Source organism: Kitasatospora sp. NPDC057500 (genome assembly GCF_042802195.1).
Lineage (GTDB): Bacteria > Actinomycetota > Actinomycetes > Streptomycetales > Streptomycetaceae > Kitasatospora.
The window spans coordinates 57,574-82,027 of sequence record NZ_JBHVER010000013.1 but is presented as its reverse complement, the minus strand read 5'-3'; the positions used below and the strand labels follow the sequence as shown (position 1 = coordinate 82,027).

Below are 24,454 nucleotides of genomic sequence, written 5' to 3'. Positions count from 1 at the left end.
CCACCGAGCTGCGGGCCGTGCGGGACGACGGGCCGGCGGGTCCGCGGACCGGGCCCGGCGACGACGCGACCCAGGAGCTCTCGCTGCGGGGCCGGGGCTCCGGCGCGGCGGACCTCACGGCGACGGCGAAGCTGCCGGTGGTGCCGGAGGACGGGCGGGCGGTCGACGAGACGGCCGTGCTGCCGCGGATCCCGGCGGAGGACGCCGACCGCACGGCGGTGCTGCCCAGGGTCGGTGCCGAGGAGCGCCCGGCCGAGCGCACCCGCGAGCTCCCGGTGGTCGACCCGGAGCAGGACCAGTCGGCCGCCGACCGGCGGCCCCGCCCGGAGTGGGCGGAGGAGACCCCGATGGACGACCTGCCGAGCCTGACGGACACCCTGCTCGGCTCGCGCGAGGAGTGGGCCCGCTGGGACCCGACCGACCGTCCGGGTCCCGGTGGCGCCGGCGACCGGGGCGACAGCGGCGGCGAAGGCGGTCAGGGCGACCGGAGCGACCAGGGCGGCCAGGGCGACGGCAAGGGCAGGGGCCGGCGCTGGGGCCGCCGGGGCTGACCGGCCCCGACCGGCAGGCTTCCCGCAGGGCCCGGGCCCGTCGTAGCCGCCACGTATGCTCGACTGCTGGAGCGGTAGTCCGTAGCGAGCTTGGGAGCAGCAGTGGCCGTCTGGGACGACCTGGTGGGCCAGGAGCGGGTGGTCGAGCAGCTGACCGCCGCCGCCCGGGCGGCCGGGGCGATCGTCGGCGCCGGGCGCGGCGCCGAGCCGGAGGGGGGCGGCAACGCCTCGCTGATGACGCACGCCTGGCTGTTCACCGGGCCGCCCGGCGCCGGCCAGACCACCGCGGCGCGGGCCTTCGCCGCCGCGCTCCAGTGCACCAGCCCCGACCTCGCGCTCGGCGGCACGCCCGGCTGCGGCTTCTGCGACGGCTGCCACACCGTCCTCGCGGGCAGCCACGCCGACGTGAAGTACGTCCGCACCGACGGCCTCTCCATCGGCGTCGGCGACATGCGCGACCTCGTGCTGCGCGCCTCCAGCTACCCGACCGGCGGCCGCTGGTCGGTGATCCTGGTCGACGCCGCCCACCGGCTCACCGAGGCCGCCGCCAACGCGCTGCTCAAGGGCGTGGAGGAACCGTCCCCGCGCACCGTCTGGCTGCTCTGCGCCCCCTCCGTGCAGGACGTGCTGCCGACCATCCGCTCCCGCTGCCGCCTGCTGGTGCTGCGCACCCCGGCCGCCGACGCGGTCGCCGACATGCTGGTGCGGCGCGACGGCGTCGAGCCGCACACCGCCCGGCTGGCCGCGCTGGCCGGTCAGGGCGATGTCGAGCGCGCACGCCGGCTGGCCGTCGACGAGCAGGCCAGGACCCGGCGCACCGACGTGCTGCGGATCCCGCTGGAGGTCGGCGACATCGGCGGCTGCCTGGCCGCCGCCCAGCGCCTGGTCGACACCGCCAAGGCCGACGCCGAGGCGCTCGCCGAGACCCAGGACGCCAAGGAGACCGACGACCTCAGGGCCGCGTACGGCGCGGCCGACGGCGGCAAGGCGCCGCGCGGCATGGCCGGAGCGGTCAAGGAACTGGAGAAGCGGCAGAAGAGCCGGGCCACCCGGACCCGCCGCGAGACCCTCGGCGTCGCCCTGCTGGACCTGCTCGGCTTCTACCGGGACGTCCTCGCGCTCCAGCTCGGCTCGACCGGCGCGCTGGCCAACGAGGACCAGCGGCAGGCGCTGGACCGGGTCGCCCAGGCCGGTCCGCCGGAGTCCACGCTGCGCCGGATCGAGGCGGTGCTCGCCTGCCGGCGGGCGCTGGACCGCAACGTCGACCCGCTGCTCGCCGTCGAGGCGATGACGGTGGCGCTGCGCGCGGGCTGAGCCGCCCGCCGGGACTGGGCTGCCCGGCCCCGGCGAGGCATCCCACCTTCGAGTGAATGTGCGTTACGCGCCGGGCACACGCGCGTGCGAGCCCGGGGTCGTCTTGCACGCTGGGGGCCGACTGCGCCCCGCCGGGGCCGTCGCGTCCCGTACGGTGCCGGGCCCGACCGGTCGGCCGGCCCTCCTCCGAGGTGGTGCGTCCCATGGTCCGTTCGCTTCTGGTCGTTCCCCTGCTGGCCGCCGCCGTGGGCGGGGTCTGGTTGGCGCGCGGCGCGCTGCTGCGCTGGCGCGACCTCCGGGCGGCGGAGACGTACGAGCTGGCCGGGGAGCACCGGCCGATGCTGCTGCGGGCGGCCGGGGCGATGGTCTGCGGGGTCTGCGTCACCGTGCTGACGCTGTTGACGGCGCTCGGCACCTTCGGCGCGCTGAGCGGTCGCGGCGGGGCGGGCGGCCCGGTCGGCCAGGCAGGGTCGGTCGCCGGCCGGTTCGACGGTGCGGAGGGCGGGGCCGGCCGTGCGGGCGGGGGGTGGCAGGCGGCCCCGCCGGCCGAGGCCGCGGACGCCGCCGCGGCCGTACCGCCGTCCCCGGCGCCGGTCGTCAGCCGGTTCGACAGCGTCGGCCACCCGGGCGGCGGAGAGCTGCTGCAGTCCGCCGTCCCCGGCCCGGACGGCCACCCGCGCAACGTCCGGGTCTGGCTGCCCGCCCAGTACGCCAAGGACCCGAACGCCCGCTTCCCGGTCGTCGTGATGCACGCCGCCACCCCCCGGAAGACCGCCGACGCCGAGGTCCCGGACGTCTTCGACGGCCTGGCCTCCGCCGTGCAGAACACCAAGGCCAGGCCGTTCATCCTGGTCGCCCCCGAGGCACCGAACGGCACCGCGCACCCCTGCGAGCTGGTCGCCGCCGCCCCGATGGCCGTCGCCGACGACGCCGCGCTGCGCACCACCATCGCGGCCACCTTCCGCACCCTGCCGCCCGGCCCGGCGGCCTGGGGCACGCTCGGGGTCGAGGACGGCGCGCCGTGCGCCGCGGCCGCCGGCCTCTCGCGCCCCGACCTGTACGGCGCGGCGGCCGCCGTCTCCGGCCGGTACGACGCGGCCGCACTCGCCCGCACCGGTGCCGAGGCGCCCGCCACCGGCACCCCGAGGCTGCTGCTCGCCGCCGGGAAGGCCGACACCGCCGGGCTGGACGCCGCCCGCAAGCTCCAGTCGGCGCTGCGCGCCGGGGCCGGTGCCGCGGCCCGGGCGGAGGTGCGGATCTCCGACAACGCGACCGACTACTCGGCTGGCCGGATCCGGCTGCGGCTGGTCCGGCAGGCGGCGCAGTACCTCGGCGAGGCGCTCGGCAAGGCGTCCTGAGGCCGCGGGTGCGCGGCACTACGCTCGTCCGGTACCGGAACGGCTGAGGGGATCCCAGATGCGGGCCGACAGGCGGCGGAACACCCCGGCGCGGACGCGCGCGGGGCAAGGGCGCAGGCTCGGGCTCGGGGGAGGAACGGTGGCGGCCGTGCTCGCCGCCGCGCTGCTGGCGGGCGGCTGCTCGTCCGGCGGGGCGGGTACGGACACCGCCGCGTCCGGTGGCGGGCCACCGAGCCCCGCCACGCCGTCCGGGCCCGCCTCCGCCCCTCCGGCCGCCACCCCGTTGGAGGCGCTGCCGGCCGCCGTGCCGTCCGCGCTCGCCCCCTACTACGGGCAGGCGCTCGCCTGGCAGCCCTGCGACGACGGCTACGAGTGCACCACCTTCCGGGTGCCGCTGGACTACGAGCACCCGGCCGACGGCGACCTCGCCCTGGCCGCCGTCCGCGCCCCGTCGGTCCCCGCCGGGTCGACCGGCTCCGCCGACCGCCTCGGCTCGCTGCTGCTCAACCCCGGCGGCCCCGGCGGTTCGGCCGTCGAGTACGTCGAGGGCGCGGCCCGCACGTACGACGCCGCCGTCCGCGCCCGCTACGACCTGGTCGGCCTGGACCCGCGCGGGGTCGGCCGCAGCTCCCCGGTCACCTGCCTGAGCGGCGAGCGGATGGACGCGTACACCGCCGTCGACATCAGCCCTGACGACCCGGCCGAGGTCGACGCCCTGGTGGCCGCCGCCAAGGAGTTCGCCGAGGGCTGCCGCCAACGGACCGGCGACCGGCTCGGCCACCTGAGCACCGTGGAGGCGGCGCGCGACCTGGACGTGCTGCGCGCCCTGCTCGGCGACGAGCGGCTCAACTACGTCGGCAAGTCCTACGGCACCTTCCTCGGCGCGACCTACGCGGGCCTGTTCCCCGGCCGCACCGGCCGGATGGTGCTCGACGGCGCGATGGACCCGTCGCTCGACTCGCTGGCCGGCAACCGCACCCAGGCGGGCGGCTTCGAGACCGCCTGGACCGCCTTCGCCCGGGACTGCGCCACCCGTGCGGACTGCCCGCTCGGCCGCACCGAGCAGCAGGCCGGCGAGCAGCTCACCGAACTGTTCGCGGCGATCGACGCCCACCCGCTGCCGACCGGCGACGGCGCCCGCCGGCTCAGCGAGGCGCAGGCGACCACCGGCGTCATCCAGGCCATGTACGCGGACTTCCTCTGGCCCCGGCTGCGCACCGCGCTCGCCGACGCCCGGGCCGGCGACGGCACCGGCCTGCTGAAGCTCTCCGACACCTACTACGGGCGGGAGGAGGACGGCTCCTACCCCAACCTGATGTTCGCCAACATGGCGGTGAACTGCCTCGACCTGCCCGCGCCGTTCACGGGCCCGGAGGACGCCGCGCGGGCGGTGCCGGAGTTCGAGCGGACCTCGCCGCGGTTCGGCCGGGACATGGCCTGGATGGCCCTGACCTGCACCTACTGGCCGGTCCGGGCCACCGGTACGCCGCACACCGTCCGGGCCGCCGGCGCCGCACCGATCGTGGTCGTCGGCACCACCAGGGACCCGGCCACCCCGTACTCCTGGGCGCAGTCGCTGGCCGGCCAGCTGGAGTCCGGCCGGCTGCTGACGTACGACGGGGACGGCCACACCGCGTACGGCCGCCACGACGCCTGCCTCGACGGCGTGGTCAACCACTACCTGCTGGCCGGCGAGGCCCCGGAGAACGGGAAGCGGTGCGGGTCCTGAGCAGGCGACCGGTACGACGTTAGGATGAGCGCCCCCTCACTGCTCTCCCCCCACCGGAGCCCACCGTGCTCGGAGTCAACGACCTGGCGACGTACGTCCTCGGCGCCCTCGTCATCGTCCTCCTCCCCGGCCCCAACTCCCTCTACGTGCTGTCCGTCGCCGCCCGCAAGGGCGTCCGCACCGGCTACCGCGCCGCCGCCGGCGTCTTCGTCGGCGACTTCACGCTCATCAGCCTGACCGCACTCGGCGCCGCCTCCCTCCTGGAGGCCAACCCGGCCGTCTTCGCCGTGGTCAAGTTCGGCGGCGCCGCCTACCTGCTCTGGATAGGCATCGGCATGCTGCGCGCCGCCCGCCAGCTCTGGCGCGAACACCGCGCCGACTCCGGGGCCGCCGCAGCAGAGGCCGCCGCCCCCGCCGAGTCCACCGAGCGCCCGTTCCGCCGCGCCCTGGTGATCAGCCTGCTGAACCCCAAGGCCATCCTCTTCCTGCTCTCCTTCTTCACCCAGTTCGTCGACCCCTCCTACGGCCGCCCGGTGCTCTCCTTCACCCTCCTCGGCGGCGTCCTGCAGACCTTCAGCTTCCTCTACCTCTCCCTCCTGATCTTCGCGGGCACCTCCCTCGCCTCCGCCTTCCGCCGCCGCAAGCGCCTCTCCGCCGGCCTCACCGGCGGCGTCGCCGCCCTCTTCGCCGGCTTCGCCGCCAAGCTCGCCGTCTCCTCCGCCTGACCCCCACCCCGATCGCGTTACGGATCACCCGCGAACCTGTGTAGACTGGCCCGCGTTGCCACCACTTCCGGCAACGGTGCCGCCTTAGCTCAGTTGGCCAGAGCAACGCACTCGTAATGCGTAGGTCGCGGGTTCGAATCCCGCAGGCGGCTCGCACCCAGAAGGCCCGGTCAGTACTCTGACCGGGCCTTTTGGTATCTACATCATGCGGCGGCGACGCCGAGCGCGGGCCGCCCGCGTGTTCGTGGTCTCAGTTGTGGTCTCACTTTCCGCCGGTTGGGGCCAGAGCGCGGCGCCCATCCGCCGGGCCGCCTCACGGGTCGTCGGGGTGGTCGTCTTGACGTAGCGGCGAGTCATGCTGATCTGCGAGTGGCCGAGGATCTCCATGATGGTGAACGGGTCGACTCCCAGCTCGTTGAGGATCGTCCCGGCCGAGTGGCGGCTACCGTCGTGCTGGCGCCGGTCCTCGATCCCGGCCTCGGCCAACAGCTCTTTGAACTCCTCCCAGTCGGCGTGAGGGTCGATCGGCTGGCCGTCGGGACGGCAGGTCACGAGGTCGTACTCGTGCCACGCCTCGCCGGCGGCAGCCTTCCACTCCTCCTGCTGCTCGCGCTGCTCGGCAAGCAGCGGGATCAGCGGCGGGAGCAAGGGGGTTGTGCGCCGGCTGCCCCTGGTCTTCGGGCGGGTGAAGGCAAGGCCGCCGCCGTGCCGCTTCGGGCAGGTGCTTGCGTGCCGGTCGCACTTCGGCGGGCAGGGCTTCGGGCACCCGCGCTTGTAGCGGCGGTGCATGGTGCAGCCGGGCTCGCACGCGTCCCGGTGCAGCCGCTCGCCGCACGCGTGCGGGTCTCCGCAGCCGTGGCGCCATTTCAGCCGCTGGAGCTGCCAGGACGTGTCCATCTGCCCAGCGTCCTCATCGACGTACTTCCAACGCAGGCCCAGCGCCTCACCCTGGCGCAGACCCTGGCCGACACCGATCACCCAGCGGACGCGGGTCGGGCGCTTCATCGCGGCGACCAGGAAGCGCCGGGCCTCTTCCTGGGTGAACGGGTTCGCGTCCGTCTCCTCCACCGTGGGGGAGTCCACCAGCGTGGCGACATTGCGGGCGACCTTCCCTCGGCGGTGGGCGATCTTCAACGCGCGGGAGATGATCCGGTGCACCTTGAGGATGTGCGATCCGGCCCGGCCCTCGGCGCGGAGCTGCCCGTACAGCTCGTCCAGGTGCTCCGGCAGTAGCCGGTCCAGCCGGTGCTTGCCGATGCCGGGGATGATGTGGTTCCGGGTCTTGGACCAGTAGTCGTCCAAGCTGCGCGGCTTCAGCCGCTGGTTCGCGATGGTGGTCAGGTAGGTGGTCATCCATTGCTCCACCGTCGGCGCCCGGCCAGCCGCCGCGACCTGCCCTGCATCGCGCTCGGTCTCCAACTTCTTGACCTTGCGTCGCACTTCGGGTTCGGTCTTGGCGCTGCGGTGGCGTCGGTCCGGGCTTCCGTCCGCCTTGACGCCCATGGTCACGCGTCCGTGCCACCGGCTGTCGGCGCCCTGGTAGACGGTCGACTCCATGTTGGGAAGGCGGGTCTTGCGCTCGCTCAAGTGGTGCTCCTGAAAAGGGGCGAGGGCACCCGGCGCGCTGCCGGGTGCCCTCGAACGGTGGTCGGGGTTGGTCAGTCGGCGGTGGCCTGCCGCTCGATGTAGGCCACAACATCGGCCGGCCGGATTCGACGGGACCGACCGATCTTGATCGAGGTCAACTCGCGCGCTGCGAGCAGCTCGTAGAGCTTCGAGCGTCCGATCCGCAGCATCTCCGCCGCCTCCTCCGGCTTCAGGAGGACAGGGCGGGGCGCGGTGGTGGGCACGGTCACGGTGATTCCTCCCGGAGGGCGTCCTTCAACCTTGTGCTTTGAGATGCCGCTACCGCCGCTACCCCGCTACCGCGCAGGTCAGAGGGGGCGTGGAGGTAGCGGCAGTGGTAGCGGTAGCGGATGGGGTCCGGTCAACCGGCGGTGGTAAGGCAGGCCGGGACGGCGGCGGGCGGTGCCTGCTCGGTGGTGGCGGTTTCGGGGGAGGTAGCCGCTACCGCTACCTCTGCCGCTACCGGAAAGAGGGGCGTGACCTGCGCGGTAGCGGAGGTAGCGGAGGTAGCGGCAGTTTCGGGGACGGGCGGGCAGTAGCGCAGCCACGCGTCGGCGAGGTCTTCGGCGTAGTAGCCCTTGAGGACCGTTTTGGGAGCGGTCTTGATGTTGCGGGTCTTGATGGGCTTGTCGGCGGCGGTGACGTACTCGCCGAGCATCTGGGCGAGGGTCCGGGTGGTGAGCGGGCGGCCGTCGAGGTCGGCCCACGGGGCGTCGTCGAGGTCGTTGAGCTTCTCGACCAAGGCCGTGCTGAGCATGCGCTCGGCGCCGTCGAAGATGGCGCGCACGTCGGTGAGCAGGCGGATTCCGAGGGAGCCGCTGTCGTCGCTCTGGGAGGCCTTGACCAGGTGAATGCAGGCGGCGCGGGCGCGGGCGGGCCAGTGTCCGCCGGCGGCGTCCGCGATGGCGATGAGCGGTTCCCAGACATCGGCGGGGCGGTCGGTGACGCCTTCGGGCATCTCGGGCCACGCGCCGTCGACCTGCTCGCGGACGGTGTCGGCCCAGTCGGCGAGGCGGTCGCGCAGGGCGTGTCCCTCGGGCTCGTGGATGCGCTCACGGAAGGGCTCGACCTTCTCGTTGGGGGCGCGGCGGCGCATCCGGATGACGATGGAGCGGCCCATGATCGTGTCGGGCAGGTCCCCAAGGCCGCCGAGGGCGAGCGCGGCGTAGACGGGGAACTTGACCACCTTGTGGGTGTCGCCCTCGCGAACACTGCGCCAGACGCCACCGGTACGACGGTATCCGGAGTTGATGAGGCCGCGCAGGTCCTCGTTCCCGGCGGCCTTGGGGCCGAAGACGGTGTCGACCTCGTCGAAGAGGATCGTGGGCCGGCTGCCCGGGTCGCCGGAGATGGAGCGGAACAGGGCGCTGGCGGAGATGTCGTTGGTGACCATCGGGTTGGGCGTGAGGGTCTGGATGATCTCCAAGGCGCGGGTCTTGCCGCTCTGCGGTTCCGGGGAGAGGAACGCGATGCGCGGGGTGGTGCCGAAGCAGTCGACGAGGTGGGCGTGCGCGTCCCACAGGGTCACCGCGACGTAGGCGTGCTCGCTGGGAAACACGTTGAAGCGGCGGTGGTGGCGCTCGATGTCGTCGAGCAGGGCGGCGCCGTCCTCGGCGGGGGTGACGGCGCTGGTCGAATCGGTCATGCTGGCCTCTCTGGTTCTGCGAGCCGGAGCGGAGCGGCCACCGGATCTTTGCCGGATGGGTGGCCGCTCCGGTGCGCTCGGGGGATGGCTAGGTGAGATGGACGCCGGCGGCGGCGAGTCCACGGGTGACGGCGCGGGTGGCGTAGGCGTGGGGCACACCGACCTGGACGGCGGCGTCGACGAGGTCCTGCGCGAGGGTGTCGAGGTGGCAGGGGCCGGGGCAGCGGGTGTGCTGGGCGGCGAGGAAGCGGGCAGCACCGAACGCCTTGCTCCCGGCGCCGCTTTCGGGGTGTTCGAGGATGAGGTCAACTCCCCGGGCGAGGCCGGTGCGGACGTAGCCCTCGGTGTGCCGGCACCCATGGTCCGTGGTCCGGGACCACCCACCGCCGGGGCTGGAAGAGGCCACCCGGCGCCTGTTCGGCGCCGGGGTGGTGTCTTCCTTGGCCGCGAGGGCGCGGACGGCGGCGGGCAGGTCGCTCATGGTGCCGGAGCCGGTGCCGAGCCAACGGGCGTAGTGCATGAGGGACTTGATGTCGACGTTCAGCCGGACGTGGTTGGAGGAGTTCATGACGCCCCGGTAGATCCAGTGCTCTCCGCGCGTGGTGGGCACGGTGAGCGTCGGGGGCAGCGAGGCACGGGCCCACGCTACGGCGTCGGCGCTGTCGAGGTCGACGACGGTGACGCCAGCGCCGCCGGGGTGGTATCCGACAGCGGCGGCCTGCTGCCAGGCTCGGGCCCACGCCGGACCGGTCAGCACTGCGGGGTCGGTGGTAGCAGCAGCCCACGCGTGGCAGGGCAGCGGACACGTGCAGGGGCCGGGGGTCTTCATGTTCGGCCGGCCGCCGCACGCGACATCTGTGCAGGTCGGGCAGTTGTGCAGGGGGCGTTTGTTGGCGCTCAGCGGCAGCACGGGAATGCCTCGTGCGGCGAGCCAGAGGGCGAGTTGCAGCAGCGGGGGGAGGGTCACGCGGCCCTCCCCCGGTGGCGCCGGCCGGTGGAGGGCGCGGTGAACAGGCTGTCGTCGGGCACGGGTTCCTCGCGGGAGGTCACGGCGGCGGGACGGAGCGGCGCCGCAGGGACCGGGGTGGCCGGGTCCGGCGCGGCGTCGGGGGTGTGCTGTTCGGCGCAGACCTTATGCGAGGGCCTGCACTGGTCATCGCGGAGCGGGGTGGACTTGCCGCACCACCGGCACGGCAGGGTGCGGGTGCGGTCGTAGTGGGAGGCGTCGCGCCAGTCGAGGGCGGCGGGCACGGCCGGGCCTACGCGGCGAGAGCGGCCGGGCGGACGCCGGTCTGGGCGGCGGCCTGTCGCCCGATGAGTTCGGTGTAGGCCGGGGGGATGGCTTCGCGCAGGCCGTCGCGGCTGGCCCACGGCATGCCCATCACGGCCTCGGAGCGGGCGAGGGGGACGTTGGAGAAGTTGCCGACGACGTGCATGAACTCGTGGTCGGCGACGGGGCGGCCCATCTTCGCCAGCGGCGCCGCGTGCGCCGGGTGGGGCGGCGGGGAGATGGTGAACCCGGACGTCTCGAAGGCCCGGTGGCGGTAGGTGCGCAGGCCGAACGCGGCCCCGCACAGCACCACCGGGTCCCGCAGTTCGGGGGCGGCTTCTTCGACGTTCTCGATCACCCACGGGCGCCCGGCGGTTTCGAGGGCGGTTCGGGTGGGGGCGATGAGGTCGGGGTGCTCGCGGCCCCGGATCTTCTGGCAGCGGGTGTAGCGCTGGCACGGCGGGGAGGCGTGCAGCAGGTCGAAGAGGTGCCCGTGCCCGGCGATGAACGCGATGGCGTCGGCCTGGATGAACGCGAACGGGTTCCTCGGCTGCGGGGCAATGTCGACGCTCAGGACGTCGTATCCGGCGAGGTGATAGCCCATGCCAGCACCGCCCTGGCACCCGTAGGCGTCCAGGGCGAACAGGCCGTTCCACGGCCGGGCGGGCAGCCAGGCGGCGGGCGGGCGGGCCGCGAGGAACAGGGAGGCCAGGGCGGCGGACTCGTTCACCGGGCACCGCCGATCAGGTCGTCGACCAGCGGGGCCAGCGCGGTGTTGGCGTGGTCGGCGAGGGCGGCGACCACCTGCTTGGCCTCGTGGGTGAGGGTGCGGCCCGGCTGGGCCGCAGTCGGCTGCACGAGGATGTCGTCGGGGATGGGGATGAGGACGGTGGCGGCGAGCAGGACGGCCGGGCGGCCGGTGCGCTCGGGGGCGACCAGCACGGGCCACGGGTCGTCGGGGCGGCCCCAGGGGTCGCGCTCCCAGTCGAGGGGGCGGGGCCGCCCGGCGGGGCGGCGGGTGAGGTGGTGGTGGCGCAGGCCGACCTTGGCGGAGAGGACGGCGTGGCCGTCGTGGTCGCGGTGGACGGTGAGCGGGTAGACGTCGGGGCGCACGTCCGCGTAGCCGGGGGACATCACGGGGAAGGTGGCGACCGACCAGGCGACGGCGGCGAAGTCCACCGGGCGGAGCGGTCGGCCCTCGTCGTGGAAGTCGTCGGCGTGCTGGGCGATGTAGGCGCCGTAGCGGGAGTGGCCGTCGCTGGCCTGCTCGCGGTCGCGGATGTCGTCCACGACAGCGAGCGTGGAGCGGTCGAAGTCGGGCATGCTGGTTCCCGTCTCTGAGAGGGGACGCACGGCCCCGCACCAGCCGACGCTCTGCCAAGACCAGGCGGTTGGTGTGGGGTTCGTGCTATGTGGGATCGGGCTGTCCGGTCCCCCGCACGGCCCGCGCCCCGGCCGCTGGCTGCGGCGGGGTGCGGGTGGCACGGCCGGTCGGGCAGGCCGGGTTAGAACGGCGGCTCGGCGGAGTAGACGGGCGGGGTCCAGCCGAAGAGGCGGAAGGCGATCCAGCCGGGTACGGGCAGCAGGCGCCGGACCCGGTCGGGGTCCCAGCAGGTGCAGTGCCAGTAGTCGGTCCCGCCGAACTCGCCCTCGTCGTCGGCGTAGTCCTCGGCCCATCCGCCCGCGCCGTCGCAGGCGGGGCACTTCGGGCGGGGTGTGTCGGTCAGCTCGATCGCGGGGCGGGGCCAGGGGCTGAAGCGCAGTCGCATGCGGGACATGACGGTTCCTCCGGTCAGCGGTTGCGGTTGGACACGTTCACGTGCACGTTCACGGCGCCCTGCCCGCTGGCCCGGCCGCCGCTGCCGGTGGTCTTGGCGAGTGCGTAGGCGCCGACGCCGAGCGCGGCGAGGCCGCCGACGCTCCCGGCCGCCGCCGCGACGGCCTGCACCGCGTAGCCGATGCCGAGGCCGCCGGCGCCGAGGGCGACGCCCCCGGCGAGCAGGCGGGCGGGCCACGGGTCCCGCGCCGGGACCGGGTTGGGGGCCGGGGGCGGGGCGGGCAGGTAGACGGTGGTCGGCGCGAGCGCCGGGCCGTGGACAACCGGCGCCGGGGCGGCGGGGTGGTACAGGGCGGGCGGGGCGGTGAGCGGCGCGGCGGGGGTGAGGTAGTAGGGGGCGCCGTCCGGGCCGTGGAGCACCGGGGCGGCGAACGGCTGCTGCGGGACGGTGGTGCGGTCCATCGGGTTCTCCCGTCGGCGGGGCGGTGCGCGGGTGGGCGGGGTCAGTGGCCGGAGACGAGTCGGACCAGGGAGGCGAGGAAGTCGTTCACGGGTCCGGCGACGCCGGTGGAGGCGGCGGTGAAGCCGGACAGCCAGAGCACGAGCGCGGTAGGCAGGGAGACGCGCCGGCCCCGGATGAGGACGGCGGAGATGATCGCGAACAGGACGGTGGTGCTGAGCGCAACGATCACGGCAGGCTCTCTTCCGGTGAGCGGTTCTGGGCGTGGGCGGCCCGCGCAGAGGTATGTCGAGGCGGACGGTGGTACCTGTCATCCGGGGTGTCATCCGGCCTGTCTGTCACCTGTCGCCTGTCACCTGTCTGTCACCTGTCATCCGCAGGTCACAGAGGGGGTGACAGGCTCAGGGGGCCACGGATGCCCCCTGCACGGGGCGGGGCGACAGGTGACAGACAGGGGGCGGGGTCAGGCGTCGGGGGCGTGGTCGCGGTGGACGTAGCGGGTCTTGCTGCCCTCGCCGACGCGGACCGCGTCCCCGCTCTCGACCCATGCCTTGAGCCAGTTCTGGAGCACCGGGCGACGAGTTCCGAAGGTGTCCTTCAGCGCCCGTTCCATCGCGGACGCTCCGGTGCCCTCGGGGCCGGCGGCGATCAGCAGCCGCAGCGCGGCGTCCTTCGCCCCGGGCTCCTCCGGCGCGGTGCTCTCGCGTCCGGTGGTCCAGGTGGACGGGTCGGACCAGTCGGTGCCGGGCGGGGTGGGGTCGGCGGCGGTGCCGGCGGCGGGCAGGAGCCAGATCGATTCGAGGTCGTCGACCGGCGCTTCGGCGGGGGTGTCCCATCCGGCGGTGGCCTTCCACCCGCCGGCCGGAGCCGGGCCCCGGCCGGGGCCGGCCGCCGGGGCACCGGTCGCGGTGCCGGTCGTCGTGGTGGTGGCCGGGGCGGTGACGGTCTCGGTGTCGGCGGCCCAGAGGTGGCCGCAGCGCTCCAGCAGCCAGCGGTCGGTGTAGTCGGTGCCCGCGGCTTCGAGGGAGGGGCCGTCGAGGGCGGGGCGGCGGTGGGCGGTGAGCGCGCTGACCTCCTCGATCATGCCAGGGGTGATGCGCGGCTGGCGGGCCTTGGCGGGCTGCTTGCCCTCGGTGCCGACCAGCACCGACCCCGGCCCCGAGAAGCTGTCCTCGGCCCGGAGCGCGCGCCAGCCGAAGAGGTGGCCCAGCTCCGAGTCCTCGAACGCGCCGGTGGCGAGCCGGTTGGAGGCCATCTTGCGCACGAGCGGGTCGGGCATGACGTCCTGGGTGACGCGCAGGACGGAGACCACGGCGCGGATGGCCATGGCGCGGGCGATGCGGATGACCTCGGAGACGCCGGCGAGGACGGCGCGGGCCTCGCGGGTGGCGGCGACTTCGGCGCCTTCGTCCATGACGATGACGATCTCGGGGACGGTCGGGGAGACGGGGAGCTTGTCGTCGTTGGCGTCGCGCATGGCGTCCTGGTAGGCGGCCTTGCGGCGCTTGGCGATCCGCACCGCCGCTGCCAGCATGCGCTTGGCCTCCTCGGGGGTGGAGGCGACCCAGTCGACGCCCGGCACCGGGATCTCGGCGTCGGCCCAGTGGGAGCCGGGCCGGTGGATCTGGGCGTCGCGCCAGGCGTTCAGCCAGGGCAGGCCGATGGACCCGGCGTTGAGGTCGATCACCCACACGAGCGTGTCGTTCGTCTGGAGTAGGCGGGCGATCAGGGTGTGGAGCCAGTTGGTCTTGCCGGACCCGGTGGGGCCGGTGACGATCGTGGACGCCTGCCGCAGGTCCATCTCGGCGCGGGCGCCGTCGGACAGCAGCGCGACGGGGATCGGGTTGTTGACAGTCGTCACCTCGCCCATCTCGTCGACGGGGAAGTCGAGCGGGTCGGTGAGGACTTTGGTGGTGACCTGGATGAGGACGCGCCGGCGGGAGATGCCGGGCATGACCTGGAGTCCGCAGCCGTCGGGCAGGTCGAGGTCGGAACCGAGGCCTTCGGTGCGGTCGGTGATGGACCGCCGGGTGGTGCCGCCCTCGGGCAGCTCGATCTCCAGGGTGTACCCGGCACCGGACGGCCAGTGCTCGACCCCGAGGACGGTGACGTCGACGTTGCAGACGCGCTTGATGCGGTCGGTCCACTCGGCGGCGATCTGTCGGCGGGCGCCGATCAGCAGCAGGTGCTGGCGCTTGGCCTGCTCGACCTCCTCGTGGGCGGCGAAGCCGACGGCGAGGGTTCCGGCGGCGATCCCGGCGGCGGCGAGCGAGCCGATCTCGGGCCACTGCCACGGCCCGCCGTGGGCGAGGGCCCAGGACGACCAGCCGCCGGCCGTCATCCAGCACGTGCTGCGGAAGGTGAGGGTGGCGGCGGTCAGGCGCTTGCGCAGGCCCGACCCGATGGTGCCGAGCGCCCCGGCCGCGCCGGCGGCGAGCGCCCAGGTGGCGGGCATGCCGCTCGCGTGGCCGAGCGCGGTCGTGGTCAGCGCGCCGAGGGTGCCGTTGAGGGTGCCGGACAGGATGCCGTGTCCGGCCTTCCAGTCCACGCGGGGACCGGAGTTCTTCGTGGTCTTGGTCATGCGGGTGGTCTCCAGCCGTACGGGGCCGGGCCGTCCACAGCCTGTGGACGGCCCGGCGGGGGTGTGGGTGCTGGGGAGGGACGGGGGCAGGGTCAGACGTTCCACTTCCGCTCGGCGTCCAGGCCGTTGCGGGGGTTCTCGTGGCGCTCCAGGTCCTCGGCGTGGGCCTTGCGGAAGGTGGGGGCGACCTCGTCGAGGGCGTGGACGACCGCGCCCATGGCCCGGTAGCCCTGGCTGATCTCCTCGACCACGCTCGGGTCCAGCGGCAGGCGCTCGGCGGCCTGCTCGGCGAGGACGCGCAGGACGTCCTGGAGCGTGGTGAACGCGACGGGCAGGTCGTCGGCGAAGGCGCCGAACTCGATCATCGTCTCGGGGTCGAAGGTGGTCGCGGCCTGGAGCAGGACGTCGGCGGCGGAGGTGAGGTTGAACGTGGCGGCGGTGGTGCTGCCGTCGAGGTCGGACACGGTGGGCTCCTTCACTGTGGACTTGCCGAGGGCGATCGGGGCGACGGCGGGAGTGGTGCCGGGGCGGGAGGGACGGCCGAAGATCTCGAACGCGGGGCCGCCGGCGCCGGGAGCACTGGTGGTGGCGGCCGGGCCGGTGACACCCGCCGGGGTGGGGGTGGGGCGGCCGGGGACGTTGACGTACTGGGCGGGGACCGGCACGGCCGCCGGCCCGGCGCCGGGGGTGCGGGTGCCGGCGGGGTTGGCGGTGCCGAGGATCGCGGCGTTGCGGGCGTCGCGCACGGCGCGGGCGCGGGCGGCCATGCGGGCCCAGGTGCGGCGCATGTGGCCCGCGACCCTGCCCTTGTGCCGCCAGTTGCCGACCGCCGCCGATGCCAGGCCGACCAGCCCCGTCGCGGCGGCGGCACCGGCCATCCGCGCGCGGTGGCGCATCGCCGAGCGCCGCAGGGCCTTCGCCTGCACCGGCGACGGACCCGCCCCGCGCAGGACACCGGGGCCGGCCGGGTGGGCGCCGGCGCCGGTCGAGGGGTCGATCCCGGCCGCCCGCTCGGCCTTGGCCTGGCCCTTGGCGACCCTGCGGGCGGTGCGCTCGGCTACCTTCGCGAGCCGCTCATCCCGCCGCCCGGCCCGCCGGTCGACCTGCCCGGCGCCGCCGGCCCCGTTGTGCGCGGCAGGGCCGGGCAGGCGGGAGGCGGCCTTGGCCAGGGTGTGCGCGGCGCCGCCGTTCGCCCGGTGGCGCGGACCGCTGCCCTTCGAACGGGGGCCGGCGGCCGTGCCGGACGCCCCGGTCGCACTGCGGGCGGGGGAGGGGATTCCGGCCGTTCGACCCATGGCAGAGGGTCCTTTCCGAGACACGGAGGAGGAGTTGGAAGCGGCGGACGGGCGCCCGCCGACGACCGCCGGACCGGCGGATCGGCCGGCCGACGATGAGCCGGACGGGGTGTAACGGCCCAATCCGGCAGCCGAGTTGGTGCCACCCGGCCTCGGCGTGCGTCCGGCCGGGGCGGGGGTGAAGAGGCCACCCGGCGCGGCGGCGCGCTGGGCGGCGGCGCGGCGGGTGGCGGTGTTCGGGGTGCGGTGGCGGCTGGCGGCGCGGCGGCGGGCCAGCCCACCGATCGCGGCGGCACCGGCAGCGGTGCCGGCCACGGCGAGGGCGACGGGGCCGCCGAGGGACAGCGCCCCGGCGACGGTGCCGCCGAGCGCGTTCGCCACGGCCACCGCGAGCGGCACACCCGGAACCGCCCCGACCGCCGGAGCGGGCGGGGCGGGTGGCGTCTTCACCTGCGGCGGAGCGGTGGGCGGCTGGATCTGGGGGACGGTGGTGACCTCGACGAGCGTCGGGGCCGGTGGTTCGGCCATGATGCGGGTCTCCGGTTCTCTTCAGAGGGCGGAGCACCCGGAACCGCCGCGTGCCTGCAAGCTGTCGGCGGTTCCGGGCTGTTGTGGCTGGTCAGAGCCGGTCGGGCTCCAGCGAGAAGAACAAGAGGGTCGCGCCAGTGGTCTCGGGGTAGGTCCGGGCCATCAGCGCACGGATCTCCCGGTAGGCGGCCATGCGGCTGGTGGGCTTGTCCGGCTGGACCGGGAAGTGGCCGGTCTCCGTGACCGCGCCGAACCCGAGGCGGACCGGGAACTGCAGCGTGATCATCCAGGTGTAGAGGACCGGCGAGTCAGGCGTGCTGGTGGTCTCCACCAGGGTCTCCTTTCAGGCCGCGAGGGCGGCGGTGTCGGCGCACGGCAGGCAGGTGCCCAGGTGCGTGGGGAGGATGTAGCCGGCGTCGCGGCGGCACTGCGGGCAGGTACGGCGGGCGGCGTTGGCCTTGGCGAGGGCGGCGGCCTTCGCGGGGGTCATCGGCCGCACCGGCTTGGCCCGGTCGATCCGGTAGAGGAAGGCGGTGCGCGGGCCCTTGCTGCGGCGCGAGCGCCAGCAGACCTGCGCGGCCACGGCCTGCCCGCCCGGGCGCAGGCCCTTCGCGCGGAGCTGAGCACGGGTGAACAAGCCGCGCGGCGCCATGCGCCACGGGTAGGTCGGGGTACCGCCGTGACGCTCGCCGGTGGGGTCCCAGTGCCGGGGGCGGCTCACTCCTCCTCGCCCGGGTCGTCCTGGGCGAGGGTGTAGTAGCCGGTCAGGGTCAGCGGGGTGCCGGCGTAGGCGGTGTCGACGCTCAGCCAGGCGTGGGTGCCGGTGCTGCCGTGGTCGACGGCGGCGGGGTCGATCCCGAGGGTCTGGCGCCACTGCTCGAAGTCGCTCAGCGCGGTGTCGCGGTGGAAGCCGAAGGCCAGGCCCCAGGTGAGGACCAGGCCGCCGGAGTCGTCGCGGTCCGGGGCAACGACCTGCTCGCTGGTGATCCTCGGGGCGGGCAGGTCGGCGTGGGCGGAGAGCGCGGCCATCAGCGCCCCGGCGACGCCGATCACACCGGACGCGGTCTCGATGGTGGGGGCGGTGGTGGTGGTCACGATGCCTGCTCCTCAGAAGTCGTGGTGGCGGGGACGGCGTGCAGGGCGGGCCGGACGGCGGGGTGTTCCTTGTAGCGGGCGGCGATCCAGCCGGCGGACCAGCCGGTCAGCTCCACCGCCTGACGCTGCGGCAGCCCGGCCTCGACGGCGGCCTTGACCACCTCGCGGGCCCGTTCCTCCGGCAGGCGCTCGGCGGCGGGACCGGCGGCCAGCAACTCGGCGCGGGCGCGCTCGGCGGCCTCCTGCTCGCGCTGCTGGGCTTCGGCCCGCTCGGCGCGCTCACGCTGGCTCGCCTCGCGCTCACGGCGCTCACGCTCACGCCGTTCGTGCTCACGACGCTCACGCTCGGCCCGCTCGGCGGCCTCCCGCCGGGCCTTCTCCTCGCGCTCGGCGGCCTCACGGCGCGCGGTCTCCGCGCGCTCCTCGCGGGCCATGCTCACCTCGTGCTCACGCTGCTCACGGGCAACCTTGGCGTCGTGCTCACGGCGCTCACGCTCGGCCCGCTCCGTGGCCTCCCACCGGGCGAGCCGCTCCGCCCGCTCCTCCTGACGCCGGGCCTCGGCCCGCTGTTCGCGCAGGTCGCGCTCGGCTCGCTCAGCGTCCTCACGGGCGGCGAGGGCGCCGGCGATCGCCCGCCGGTAGGCGAGGGATGTCTCGGCCGTGACGATCAGCAGCAGCGGCGCGACCGAGTGAACCGCCACCCCCACCCCGTCCTTGTCCAGGGCGGACAGACCCACGTTGAGCAGCACGGTCATCAGGCCGGTCATCCAGCGCAGCACGACGGGCCAGCGTCCGCCGTCGCCGTTCAGGCGGGCGAGCGTGGCGTCCATCCGCACCACGATCACCACCGCCGCGTCCACGACGAGCGGCAGGATCGGCGCCGTCCACTTCCACCCGGGCGGGGTGTGGCCGGCCATGAGCGGGGTCACCGTGAGCACGCTGTAGAGGACCGCGCCGAACGTGATCGCCCACGTCCCGGCGGTCAGCGCCCGCTCGGCGGAGCGGATCTGCGCGGGGCTCATCGCCGCCTTCATCGCGGCGCCCGTGAGCGTCAGTGGGGTGGTCACGAGCGGCCACCCCCGGCGTTCACTCGGGCCCGGGATCGGGTCCCCCTGCGCTGCAGGTTGTAGCGCTCGCGGGCGGTCAGGCCGCCGAAGATGCCGGACGGCTCCTTGCGCTTCAGCGCGTCGGCCAGGCACATCGTGCGGACCGGGCACCCGGCGCAGATCATCTTGGCGCGGCGCTCGGCCCACTCGGCGGCCTCCGGCCCCGTGTCCTCGGGGTCCGGGTAGAACAGGTCGGTGTCGGCGCCCTTGCAGGCGGCGCCGCGCAGGTCGCCGTCCCCGTCGGGGCGGACCTCGGCGAGCACGGTGGCCGCCGGGCGGCCGGTCAGGTGCGGGGTGCGGGTCGCCGGCCCGCTGAGGAGGCTGTGCAGCTCGGTCATCACGCCGCCGCCTTCCAGGTCAGCACCCGGCGGCGCTCGGCGGTACGCATCAGCGCGGAGGCGAAGCGGGCGGCCGGCGGGTCCAGGTCCCGCAGGACCGCCCGCGCGACGTCCATCCGGATCAGCCGGTCCTCGGCGGTGCCGTCGGCGGTGCCGTCGAACAGCTCCGTGTCGACACCGAAGCCGTAGTCGGCGCCGGTCCCGAAGGCCAGCTCCGCGAACTCCTCGGGCGTTGCGGCCTCGTGGCCTGCAACAATCAGTCTCATGGGTTCACCTCGTCCAATCGGGGGGTGAGCCCGCAGGGCCGCCGCGCGTACCTTGGCCGGGAGCGCGGCGGCCCGACTCATGCGGGCCAGCTACTCGTCACGTGCGAGCAGCCATGACCCCCGACCCGACCGGCGAGCGGACGGATCGGGGACCAAAGACACTTGGAACGCTGGGCTTCACCAGGCCGCCGTTGCCACGCCGGCCGGTCCCGAGCCCGCGATCGGGCGCGCCATCGTCACTGCTCTGGCGCCAGCAGGGCGACGCGCACCGGGTGGCACCCCGCAAGCGGGGTCTTGTCCAGGGCCGGTACGACAGGAAGTGGTCGCCGAGGGGCGGACATCTCCCGGTCCGCAGCGGGGACGAGGGGAAGCCCCCTCGTCGCGATAGGCACTCTTTTGAGTTCTTCAGGATCAAGCGCTGCCTTCGGGGGGCTGTCACCCCACCCCTCCGGGCGCGTTTGTGCAGGTCAGGGCAGCCCAAAGAAGGGCCCACCAGGCCATCAAGTCCACCTGGTCTTGTTGGATGACTTGTTCCAACAAGCTGATGGCATGAGCTTGGGGCATGGGTGCTCGCGCCGTCAAGCGCTTCGAGGTACCTTGTTGGAACAAGTCCTCCAAGTCAGGGAGACCGAGCATGGCCAAACAGGTCCCGCGCTACCACGCCATCGCCGATGACCTGCGGCTTCAGATCGAGCAGGGGGAGTTGGCACCGGGCCAGAAACTCCGCTCAGAGGAAGAACTCACCACGGCCTACGGCGTAAGCCGCAACACGGTGCGACTCGCGCTTGGACGCCTGACTGACGAAGGGCTCCTGGTCTCCGCGCAGGGGCGCGGCACTTTCGTCCGGGAGCGCTACAAGCCGGCCGTGTGGAACTGGACCACGTTGGAGTCCCGGTCGGTTCACGAGGCGAACCACACTGCCGGCGACCAGTGGGCCAGCCAGATAGCCGCCACTGGTCAGGAACCGCGCCAGGAAATCCGGGTGTCGATCAGGCGGCCTCCTGAGGAGGTCGCGCTTCAACTCCAGCTCGACCCTGCGACGGCGCTGACCGTCGTGCGCGAGCGAATCCGCTTCGTGGACCACGAGCCGTACGCCCTCGCCGACTCGTACTTCCCGGAGGAACTGGTCCGGAACACGCCGCTGATGCTCCCCGAGGACGTATCGGCACCCGGTGGCGTGCTCGCCAGCGCCGGGCTGGTTCAGGTGCGGTACAGCGATGAGATCACGATCCGGATGCCCACCCGGGACGAGAGCGAGCGCCTAGTGCTTCCCGCAGGCACACCGGTCGCGGTCCACCGCCGTACCGGCTACGACAAGGACGGAAAGCCGCTCCGGGTGATGATCACCACCCTCCCCGGCGACAGGCACGTCATCCGCTACGACGTCTCTACGGACTGACATGACTGCTCTGAGCATCGCGCGACGCCCAGAACCCCTGACCAACCATGAGTCGAGTCCAGAGCTCGTCTGGTACGCGGCCTACGGCTCGAACATGCATCTCGACCGGCTGATGCACTACATCGCGGGTGGCCGTCCTCCGGGCGGCGCCCGGGTGTACCCGGGGTGTCGCGATCCCCGGCCGCCGCGCGCGGCGTTCCCCGTACTGCTGCCGGGGCAGCTCTACTTCTCCCTGGAGTCGAAGGTCTGGACCGGAGGCATGGGCTTCTACGACCAGACGGATGAGGGAGAGATGCCAGCGCGGGCCTACCTGATCACCCCTGAACAGTTCTCCGACATCGCGGCACAGGAGATGCACGACGAGCCTGGACGGAACCTCGACCTCGCGCCGGTTCTGGCGTCGGGGGAAGTTCGGCTCGGGCCCGGCCGCTACGAGACGCTGGTCTGTCCGGGGCAGATCGACGGCTACCCGGTGCTGACTTTCACCGCCCCTTGGCGGCGCATGGACGTCGCGGTGACCCGCCCCTCGGCCGCCTACCTCCGGAACTTCGCGTCCGGACTGAGCGAGGCGCACGGCTGGTCCGTGAAGGACTCGGCCGAGTACCTGAGTGCCCGCCCGGGTTCGGCCGGGGCGTGGACCATGGAAGCCATCATGGCAGCGCTGAGCGCCGAGCCCGTCAGCATCGGCGGACCGGATTCGTAGGCGGAAAACGCCCGGGTAGCGACCGGGTTCCTGGTCTCAGTCCTGGTCTCAGTCCACTCCGTCCGTGGTGATCCGCTTCGGTCCCGCATGGTCCGCTGACCTGCGGTCCGGACGAGCGCGGACGACCATGGACAAGGATTGGGCGAACTCGTAATGCGTAGGTCGCGGGTTCGAATCCCGCAGGCGGCTCAGACAAAGCCCAGGTCATCGAGTCGATGACCTGGGCTTTTTTTTATTGTCGTTCCGCCCCTCGCTGACTCGCCGCCGGACCATCAGGTGCGGCTTTCCTGGACCACGATCGCGGCAGCGGTGCCTTCTCTGTATGCCGTCGGCATCGGCGGCTATTTCCTCCCTGCAACCGAGGCCGTCACGGGACGGAGCAGGTCGAGGACGTGAGTCCAGTTGTACTTGTCGCGGCCCCCGCCGGCCTTGGGCTTATGGGGGACGTAGTCGCCGATCAGGACGCCCATCGACCGGAGCCGGGCCAGGCTCTCCCCGTACGCGGGGTGCGCGGCCTGGGCGGAGTTGACGTAGGGCTGGACGGCGACGGGGATGCCGAGGCCGTACGCCTCGCAGAGGATGCCGAGCGCGAGGGTGTCGGAGAACCCGGCAGCCCACTTGTTGATGGTGTTGAACGTGGCAGGGGCGACCGCGACGGCGTCGGCCGGGGGTAGCTGCTGGGGGATGCTGGGCGTGCGCCAGGCTGAGCGGATCGGGTAGCCGGTCTGGGCCTCGATAGCTTCCTGGTCTATGAACCCGAGCCCGTTCGGGGTCGCGATCACGCCGACCTTCCAGCCCTCGGCATGGGCCGCGGTGATCAGTTCGCCCACTCCGTCGGCGATGCCCGACGCGCAGACGACGATGTAGAGGAACGGCTCGCGGTGCTCGGTCAAACCTGGACTCCCAACTCCTGGCAGAAACGGCGAAGCTCCGGGACGGCGCCGCGCCGGTCGCGAGCGGCCATGTCACCGGCCAGGTCGAGCACGCTGGGCCGTCGGCGGATGTCCTCCGAGGCACAGCTCTCCGCGATCCTGAGCGCTTTGTATCCCTCGGCCAGTCTGCCCTGCTGGCTGTAGGCCCGTGCAGCCTCCACCCACAGTGCTGCCCGGCGCTCGGGGACCGGGATGCGCCTGCGCATCAGGGGCTGGGCGGCTTCCAGCGCCGCTCCGGCGTCGCCCAGGACGACCGAGGCGCTTACCGAGTGAAGTGCGACGTTGGTCGGACTGAAGTTCGCCCAGGCTTCGGGGCTGTCGAGGTCGACGTAGCGCGCGACCTCCTGGGCCTCGGCGAGGAACTCGGCGGTCGTGGCGCGGTCGCCGCCGGCGCTTGCGGCCGTCACCCCGCGAAGGAGCATGAGCCCCAGCGCGGCGAGGTACTCGGGTGGGCGCCGGTCGTAGCTACCGGAGAGCTGGTCGGCGGTGTGCCGGATGAGGGTGACGGCGGGCGCGGTGTGCCGGTCGCGCGCGAGGACGTGCGCCTGGACGCGGACGCTGGAGGCCATCACGACGGGGTCGGCGCTCCGTTCGGCCTCGGCCATGGCACGGCCGACCGCCAGCCAGGCGTTGCCGTGGTCGCCGAGCTTGAGCAGCAGGCTGCCCGCGGTCTGGTACGCCGTCGCGAGGAGGCCGGACAGGACCTGGTCGCTGCCGCGGGAGGCGTCCTGGGCTTGGCGAAGGTCGGCGATCAGCGACGGCAGCGTGCCTTCGAGTTCGGCGTACCGGCAGGTGTAGAAGAGCCTCCGGGCCTGGGAGAGCCGGGCCGCGAGTGCGGCCTGGGGCTGTGGCGCGTGCTCGGCTGGAACAGGTCCAGGCAGCAGCGCCTGGACCAGCTCTATCCCCACGCGGGGATGGGGCGTCGGGGTCGCGAGCGCGGCGACGCTCGCGGCCAGGAAATTGCGACGGTGCATGTCGTCCGTCCTGCTGTCCGCACTGGTATGGGAGGACAGGCCGAGGCTTCCCAGTGGGATGTCGAGCACGGCTGCGACAGCGCGCAGGACGTCGATGTCCTGCGTCCCCTTGCCGCTCTCCAACCGGCTGATCTTCGACTGGTGGTAGCCCAGTTCGGTGGCCACGTCCGCCTGCGACCGGCCGCTCAACACTCGCGCGCGGCGGATCGCCTCTGCGATCCCACCCGCAGCGGAGTGTCCTTTGGCCGTCCGCGACATGGCTTCTCCTGCCAATGCTGATCCTGCCCTGGCGAGCCGAGCGTAGCCGCACCAGGACAACCCGTCATGCACGATCTGCATGGATCACGCACGCAGAGCCCATGCCCTAACCATGGTGCATCGAGATGGAGTTGTCTGGTCGTCAGCAGCTCGACCACCCTCGCAGCTCGCGGTTCCCCGCTCCCGCATGGCTGAGGCCCATCTGCGGCCTCTCGCATGCGCGGTTCTACCCAGTGGCTAAGGAGAAGCGCCGATGACCCTCCGCTCGGATGCACAGAGAGGCGGCACTACGCACCAGCGGGACGCGGACGCGGTGGCCGTTCCTCTCGCTTTGGAGGACAGCCGGGGTCGAACACAACCGCGAGCCCCTCAGATCGCGCCGCTGAGCGTCGCGAGCGCCTCGCCACCGCCAGCACCCACGCCCGAGAGGTCCTCGACCGCTACCAGTTCGAGGACGGCCGGTGCAGCGACGGCTGCGGCCCCTGGCCGTGCAACAGCGTTGCCGACGCGGTCCAAGCCTGCGA

Annotated in this window: 27 protein-coding genes, 1 tRNA gene and 1 pseudogene; 8 read left to right on the top strand and 21 right to left on the bottom strand. The window is 73.7% G+C overall.

Going from position 1 to position 24,454, the window contains the following annotated elements:
* The 6 genes and pseudogenes from ACFU74_RS05180 to ACFU74_RS05155 all read left to right on the top strand — a co-directional run.
* Positions 1-551: pseudogene (locus ACFU74_RS05180) on the top strand (hypothetical protein); the annotation flags it as partial.
* Between the two features lie 102 nt (positions 552-653).
* The gene (locus ACFU74_RS05175; RefSeq protein ID WP_380751937.1) at positions 654-1,865 is read left to right on the top strand and encodes a DNA polymerase III subunit delta'; all 1,212 of its coding nucleotides are present in this window, start codon (positions 654-656) and stop codon (positions 1,863-1,865) included.
* A gap of 203 nt (positions 1,866-2,068) precedes the next feature.
* Entirely contained in the window at positions 2,069-3,223 is a 1,155-nt protein-coding gene (locus ACFU74_RS05170; RefSeq protein ID WP_380751934.1) for a hypothetical protein, read from the top strand.
* Between the two features lie 58 nt (positions 3,224-3,281).
* Positions 3,282-4,952 (top strand): alpha/beta hydrolase, encoded by a 1,671-nt coding sequence (locus tag ACFU74_RS05165; RefSeq protein ID WP_380751931.1) that lies wholly within the window; start codon positions 3,282-3,284, stop codon positions 4,950-4,952.
* Between the two features lie 65 nt (positions 4,953-5,017).
* A complete protein-coding gene (leuE, locus tag ACFU74_RS05160) occupies positions 5,018-5,677 on the top strand; it encodes a leucine efflux protein LeuE (protein WP_380751928.1) in 660 nt (219 codons plus the stop codon).
* A gap of 78 nt (positions 5,678-5,755) precedes the next feature.
* Positions 5,756-5,829 (top strand) — tRNA-Thr (locus ACFU74_RS05155).
* A gap of 46 nt (positions 5,830-5,875) precedes the next feature.
* Here ACFU74_RS05155 and ACFU74_RS05150 read toward each other — a convergent pair.
* The 18 genes from ACFU74_RS05150 to ACFU74_RS05065 all read right to left on the bottom strand — a co-directional run bounded on the left by ACFU74_RS05150 (position 5,876) and on the right by ACFU74_RS05065 (position 19,664).
* On the bottom strand, positions 5,876-7,234 hold the full coding sequence (locus tag ACFU74_RS05150; protein ID WP_380751949.1) for a tyrosine-type recombinase/integrase: 1,359 nt from the start codon (positions 7,232-7,234) through the stop codon (positions 5,876-5,878).
* A 101-nt stretch (positions 7,235-7,335) separates the two neighbouring features.
* On the bottom strand, positions 7,336-7,533 hold the full coding sequence (locus ACFU74_RS05145) for a helix-turn-helix domain-containing protein (protein ID WP_380751925.1): 198 nt from the start codon (positions 7,531-7,533) through the stop codon (positions 7,336-7,338).
* Between the two features lie 131 nt (positions 7,534-7,664).
* Positions 7,665-8,948 carry a DUF3631 domain-containing protein gene (locus ACFU74_RS05140; RefSeq protein WP_380751922.1) on the bottom strand — a complete coding sequence of 428 codons (1,284 nt, stop codon included), beginning with the start codon at positions 8,946-8,948 and terminating at the stop codon, positions 7,665-7,667.
* Between the two features lie 88 nt (positions 8,949-9,036).
* The gene (locus ACFU74_RS05135) at positions 9,037-9,915 is read right to left on the bottom strand and encodes a bifunctional DNA primase/polymerase (RefSeq protein ID WP_380751920.1); all 879 of its coding nucleotides are present in this window, start codon (positions 9,913-9,915) and stop codon (positions 9,037-9,039) included.
* A complete protein-coding gene (locus ACFU74_RS05130; RefSeq protein WP_380751918.1) occupies positions 9,912-10,199 on the bottom strand; it encodes a hypothetical protein in 288 nt (95 codons plus the stop codon). The genes ACFU74_RS05135 and ACFU74_RS05130 overlap by 4 nt, the downstream gene beginning before the upstream one ends.
* Positions 10,200-10,207: 8 nt before the next feature.
* Positions 10,208-10,822: an SAM-dependent methyltransferase gene (locus tag ACFU74_RS05125; RefSeq protein ID WP_380751946.1), complete on the bottom strand. Its 615-nt coding sequence runs from the start codon at positions 10,820-10,822 to the stop codon at positions 10,208-10,210.
* 122 nt (positions 10,823-10,944) lie between these two features.
* Positions 10,945-11,541, bottom strand: coding sequence for a hypothetical protein (locus tag ACFU74_RS05120; protein WP_380751915.1), 597 nt, complete (start codon positions 11,539-11,541; stop codon positions 10,945-10,947).
* 182 nt (positions 11,542-11,723) lie between these two features.
* A complete protein-coding gene (locus tag ACFU74_RS05115; RefSeq protein WP_380751912.1) occupies positions 11,724-11,996 on the bottom strand; it encodes a hypothetical protein in 273 nt (90 codons plus the stop codon).
* Positions 11,997-12,010: 14 nt separating this feature from the next.
* Positions 12,011-12,457, bottom strand: a complete 447-nt coding sequence (locus ACFU74_RS05110; RefSeq protein ID WP_380751909.1) for a hypothetical protein — start codon at positions 12,455-12,457, stop codon at positions 12,011-12,013.
* A 41-nt stretch (positions 12,458-12,498) separates the two neighbouring features.
* Complete coding sequence (locus ACFU74_RS05105) at positions 12,499-12,687, bottom strand: hypothetical protein (RefSeq protein WP_350562412.1); 189 nt, start codon at positions 12,685-12,687, stop codon at positions 12,499-12,501.
* A 231-nt stretch (positions 12,688-12,918) separates the two neighbouring features.
* Positions 12,919-15,036 carry a hypothetical protein gene (locus ACFU74_RS05100; protein WP_380751905.1) on the bottom strand — a complete coding sequence of 706 codons (2,118 nt, stop codon included), beginning with the start codon at positions 15,034-15,036 and terminating at the stop codon, positions 12,919-12,921.
* 92 nt (positions 15,037-15,128) lie between these two features.
* Complete coding sequence (locus ACFU74_RS05095; protein WP_380751902.1) at positions 15,129-16,859, bottom strand: hypothetical protein; 1,731 nt, start codon at positions 16,857-16,859, stop codon at positions 15,129-15,131.
* 91 nt (positions 16,860-16,950) lie between these two features.
* Positions 16,951-17,190, bottom strand: coding sequence for a hypothetical protein (locus ACFU74_RS05090; RefSeq protein ID WP_380751899.1), 240 nt, complete (start codon positions 17,188-17,190; stop codon positions 16,951-16,953).
* A 12-nt stretch (positions 17,191-17,202) separates the two neighbouring features.
* On the bottom strand, positions 17,203-17,580 hold the full coding sequence (locus tag ACFU74_RS05085) for an RRQRL motif-containing zinc-binding protein (protein ID WP_380751896.1): 378 nt from the start codon (positions 17,578-17,580) through the stop codon (positions 17,203-17,205).
* Complete coding sequence (locus ACFU74_RS05080; protein WP_380751893.1) at positions 17,577-17,954, bottom strand: hypothetical protein; 378 nt, start codon at positions 17,952-17,954, stop codon at positions 17,577-17,579. The genes ACFU74_RS05085 and ACFU74_RS05080 overlap by 4 nt, the downstream gene beginning before the upstream one ends.
* Positions 17,951-18,976: a DUF2637 domain-containing protein gene (locus ACFU74_RS05075; protein WP_380751943.1), complete on the bottom strand. Its 1,026-nt coding sequence runs from the start codon at positions 18,974-18,976 to the stop codon at positions 17,951-17,953. Before ACFU74_RS05075 ends, ACFU74_RS05080 begins: the two co-directional genes overlap by 4 nt.
* A gap of 41 nt (positions 18,977-19,017) precedes the next feature.
* Positions 19,018-19,398, bottom strand: coding sequence for a WhiB family transcriptional regulator (locus ACFU74_RS05070; protein WP_380751890.1), 381 nt, complete (start codon positions 19,396-19,398; stop codon positions 19,018-19,020).
* Positions 19,398-19,664 (bottom strand): hypothetical protein, encoded by a 267-nt coding sequence (locus tag ACFU74_RS05065; protein WP_380751887.1) that lies wholly within the window; start codon positions 19,662-19,664, stop codon positions 19,398-19,400. Before ACFU74_RS05065 ends, ACFU74_RS05070 begins: the two co-directional genes overlap by 1 nt.
* A gap of 634 nt (positions 19,665-20,298) precedes the next feature.
* Between ACFU74_RS05065 and ACFU74_RS05060 the strand changes: the two genes are divergently transcribed.
* Entirely contained in the window at positions 20,299-21,063 is a 765-nt protein-coding gene (locus ACFU74_RS05060; protein WP_380751884.1) for a GntR family transcriptional regulator, read from the top strand.
* Position 21,064: 1 nt separating this feature from the next.
* Positions 21,065-21,766, top strand: coding sequence for a histone deacetylase (locus ACFU74_RS05055; protein WP_380751881.1), 702 nt, complete (start codon positions 21,065-21,067; stop codon positions 21,764-21,766).
* Between the two features lie 341 nt (positions 21,767-22,107).
* Here the strand turns inward: ACFU74_RS05055 and ACFU74_RS05050 are convergent, their stop codons facing one another.
* The 3 genes from ACFU74_RS05050 to ACFU74_RS05040 form a co-directional block, all read right to left on the bottom strand.
* Positions 22,108-22,659 (bottom strand): flavoprotein, encoded by a 552-nt coding sequence (locus tag ACFU74_RS05050; RefSeq protein WP_380751878.1) that lies wholly within the window; start codon positions 22,657-22,659, stop codon positions 22,108-22,110.
* Entirely contained in the window at positions 22,656-23,930 is a 1,275-nt protein-coding gene (locus ACFU74_RS05045; RefSeq protein WP_380751875.1) for a helix-turn-helix domain-containing protein, read from the bottom strand. The genes ACFU74_RS05050 and ACFU74_RS05045 overlap by 4 nt, the downstream gene beginning before the upstream one ends.
* A gap of 369 nt (positions 23,931-24,299) precedes the next feature.
* A complete protein-coding gene (locus tag ACFU74_RS05040) occupies positions 24,300-24,446 on the bottom strand; it encodes a hypothetical protein (RefSeq protein ID WP_380751872.1) in 147 nt (48 codons plus the stop codon).
* Positions 24,447-24,454 lie beyond the last annotated feature (8 nt).

Coding starts and splice junctions, on each gene's coding strand:
- ACFU74_RS05170 (WP_380751934.1), top strand. CDS start 2,069: ATGGTCCGTTCGCTTCTGGTCGTTCCCCTGCTGGCCGCCGCCGTGGGC.
- ACFU74_RS05065 (WP_380751887.1), bottom strand. CDS start 19,664: ATGAGACTGATTGTTGCAGGCCACGAGGCCGCAACGCCCGAGGAGTTC.
- ACFU74_RS05110 (WP_380751909.1), bottom strand. CDS start 12,457: ATGGACCGCACCACCGTCCCGCAGCAGCCGTTCGCCGCCCCGGTGCTC.
- ACFU74_RS05075 (WP_380751943.1), bottom strand. CDS start 18,976: ATGAGCCCCGCGCAGATCCGCTCCGCCGAGCGGGCGCTGACCGCCGGG.
- ACFU74_RS05055 (WP_380751881.1), top strand. CDS start 21,065: ATGACTGCTCTGAGCATCGCGCGACGCCCAGAACCCCTGACCAACCAT.
- ACFU74_RS05045 (WP_380751875.1), bottom strand. CDS start 23,930: ATGTCGCGGACGGCCAAAGGACACTCCGCTGCGGGTGGGATCGCAGAG.
- ACFU74_RS05150 (WP_380751949.1), bottom strand. CDS start 7,234: ATGGAGTCGACCGTCTACCAGGGCGCCGACAGCCGGTGGCACGGACGC.
- ACFU74_RS05095 (WP_380751902.1), bottom strand. CDS start 16,859: ATGGCCGAACCACCGGCCCCGACGCTCGTCGAGGTCACCACCGTCCCC.
- ACFU74_RS05115 (WP_380751912.1), bottom strand. CDS start 11,996: ATGTCCCGCATGCGACTGCGCTTCAGCCCCTGGCCCCGCCCCGCGATC.
- ACFU74_RS05120 (WP_380751915.1), bottom strand. CDS start 11,541: ATGCCCGACTTCGACCGCTCCACGCTCGCTGTCGTGGACGACATCCGC.
- ACFU74_RS05140 (WP_380751922.1), bottom strand. CDS start 8,948: ATGACCGATTCGACCAGCGCCGTCACCCCCGCCGAGGACGGCGCCGCC.
- ACFU74_RS05100 (WP_380751905.1), bottom strand. CDS start 15,036: ATGACCAAGACCACGAAGAACTCCGGTCCCCGCGTGGACTGGAAGGCC.
- ACFU74_RS05070 (WP_380751890.1), bottom strand. CDS start 19,398: ATGACCGAGCTGCACAGCCTCCTCAGCGGGCCGGCGACCCGCACCCCG.
- ACFU74_RS05165 (WP_380751931.1), top strand. CDS start 3,282: ATGCGGGCCGACAGGCGGCGGAACACCCCGGCGCGGACGCGCGCGGGG.
- ACFU74_RS05125 (WP_380751946.1), bottom strand. CDS start 10,822: ATGGGCTATCACCTCGCCGGATACGACGTCCTGAGCGTCGACATTGCC.
- ACFU74_RS05060 (WP_380751884.1), top strand. CDS start 20,299: ATGGCCAAACAGGTCCCGCGCTACCACGCCATCGCCGATGACCTGCGG.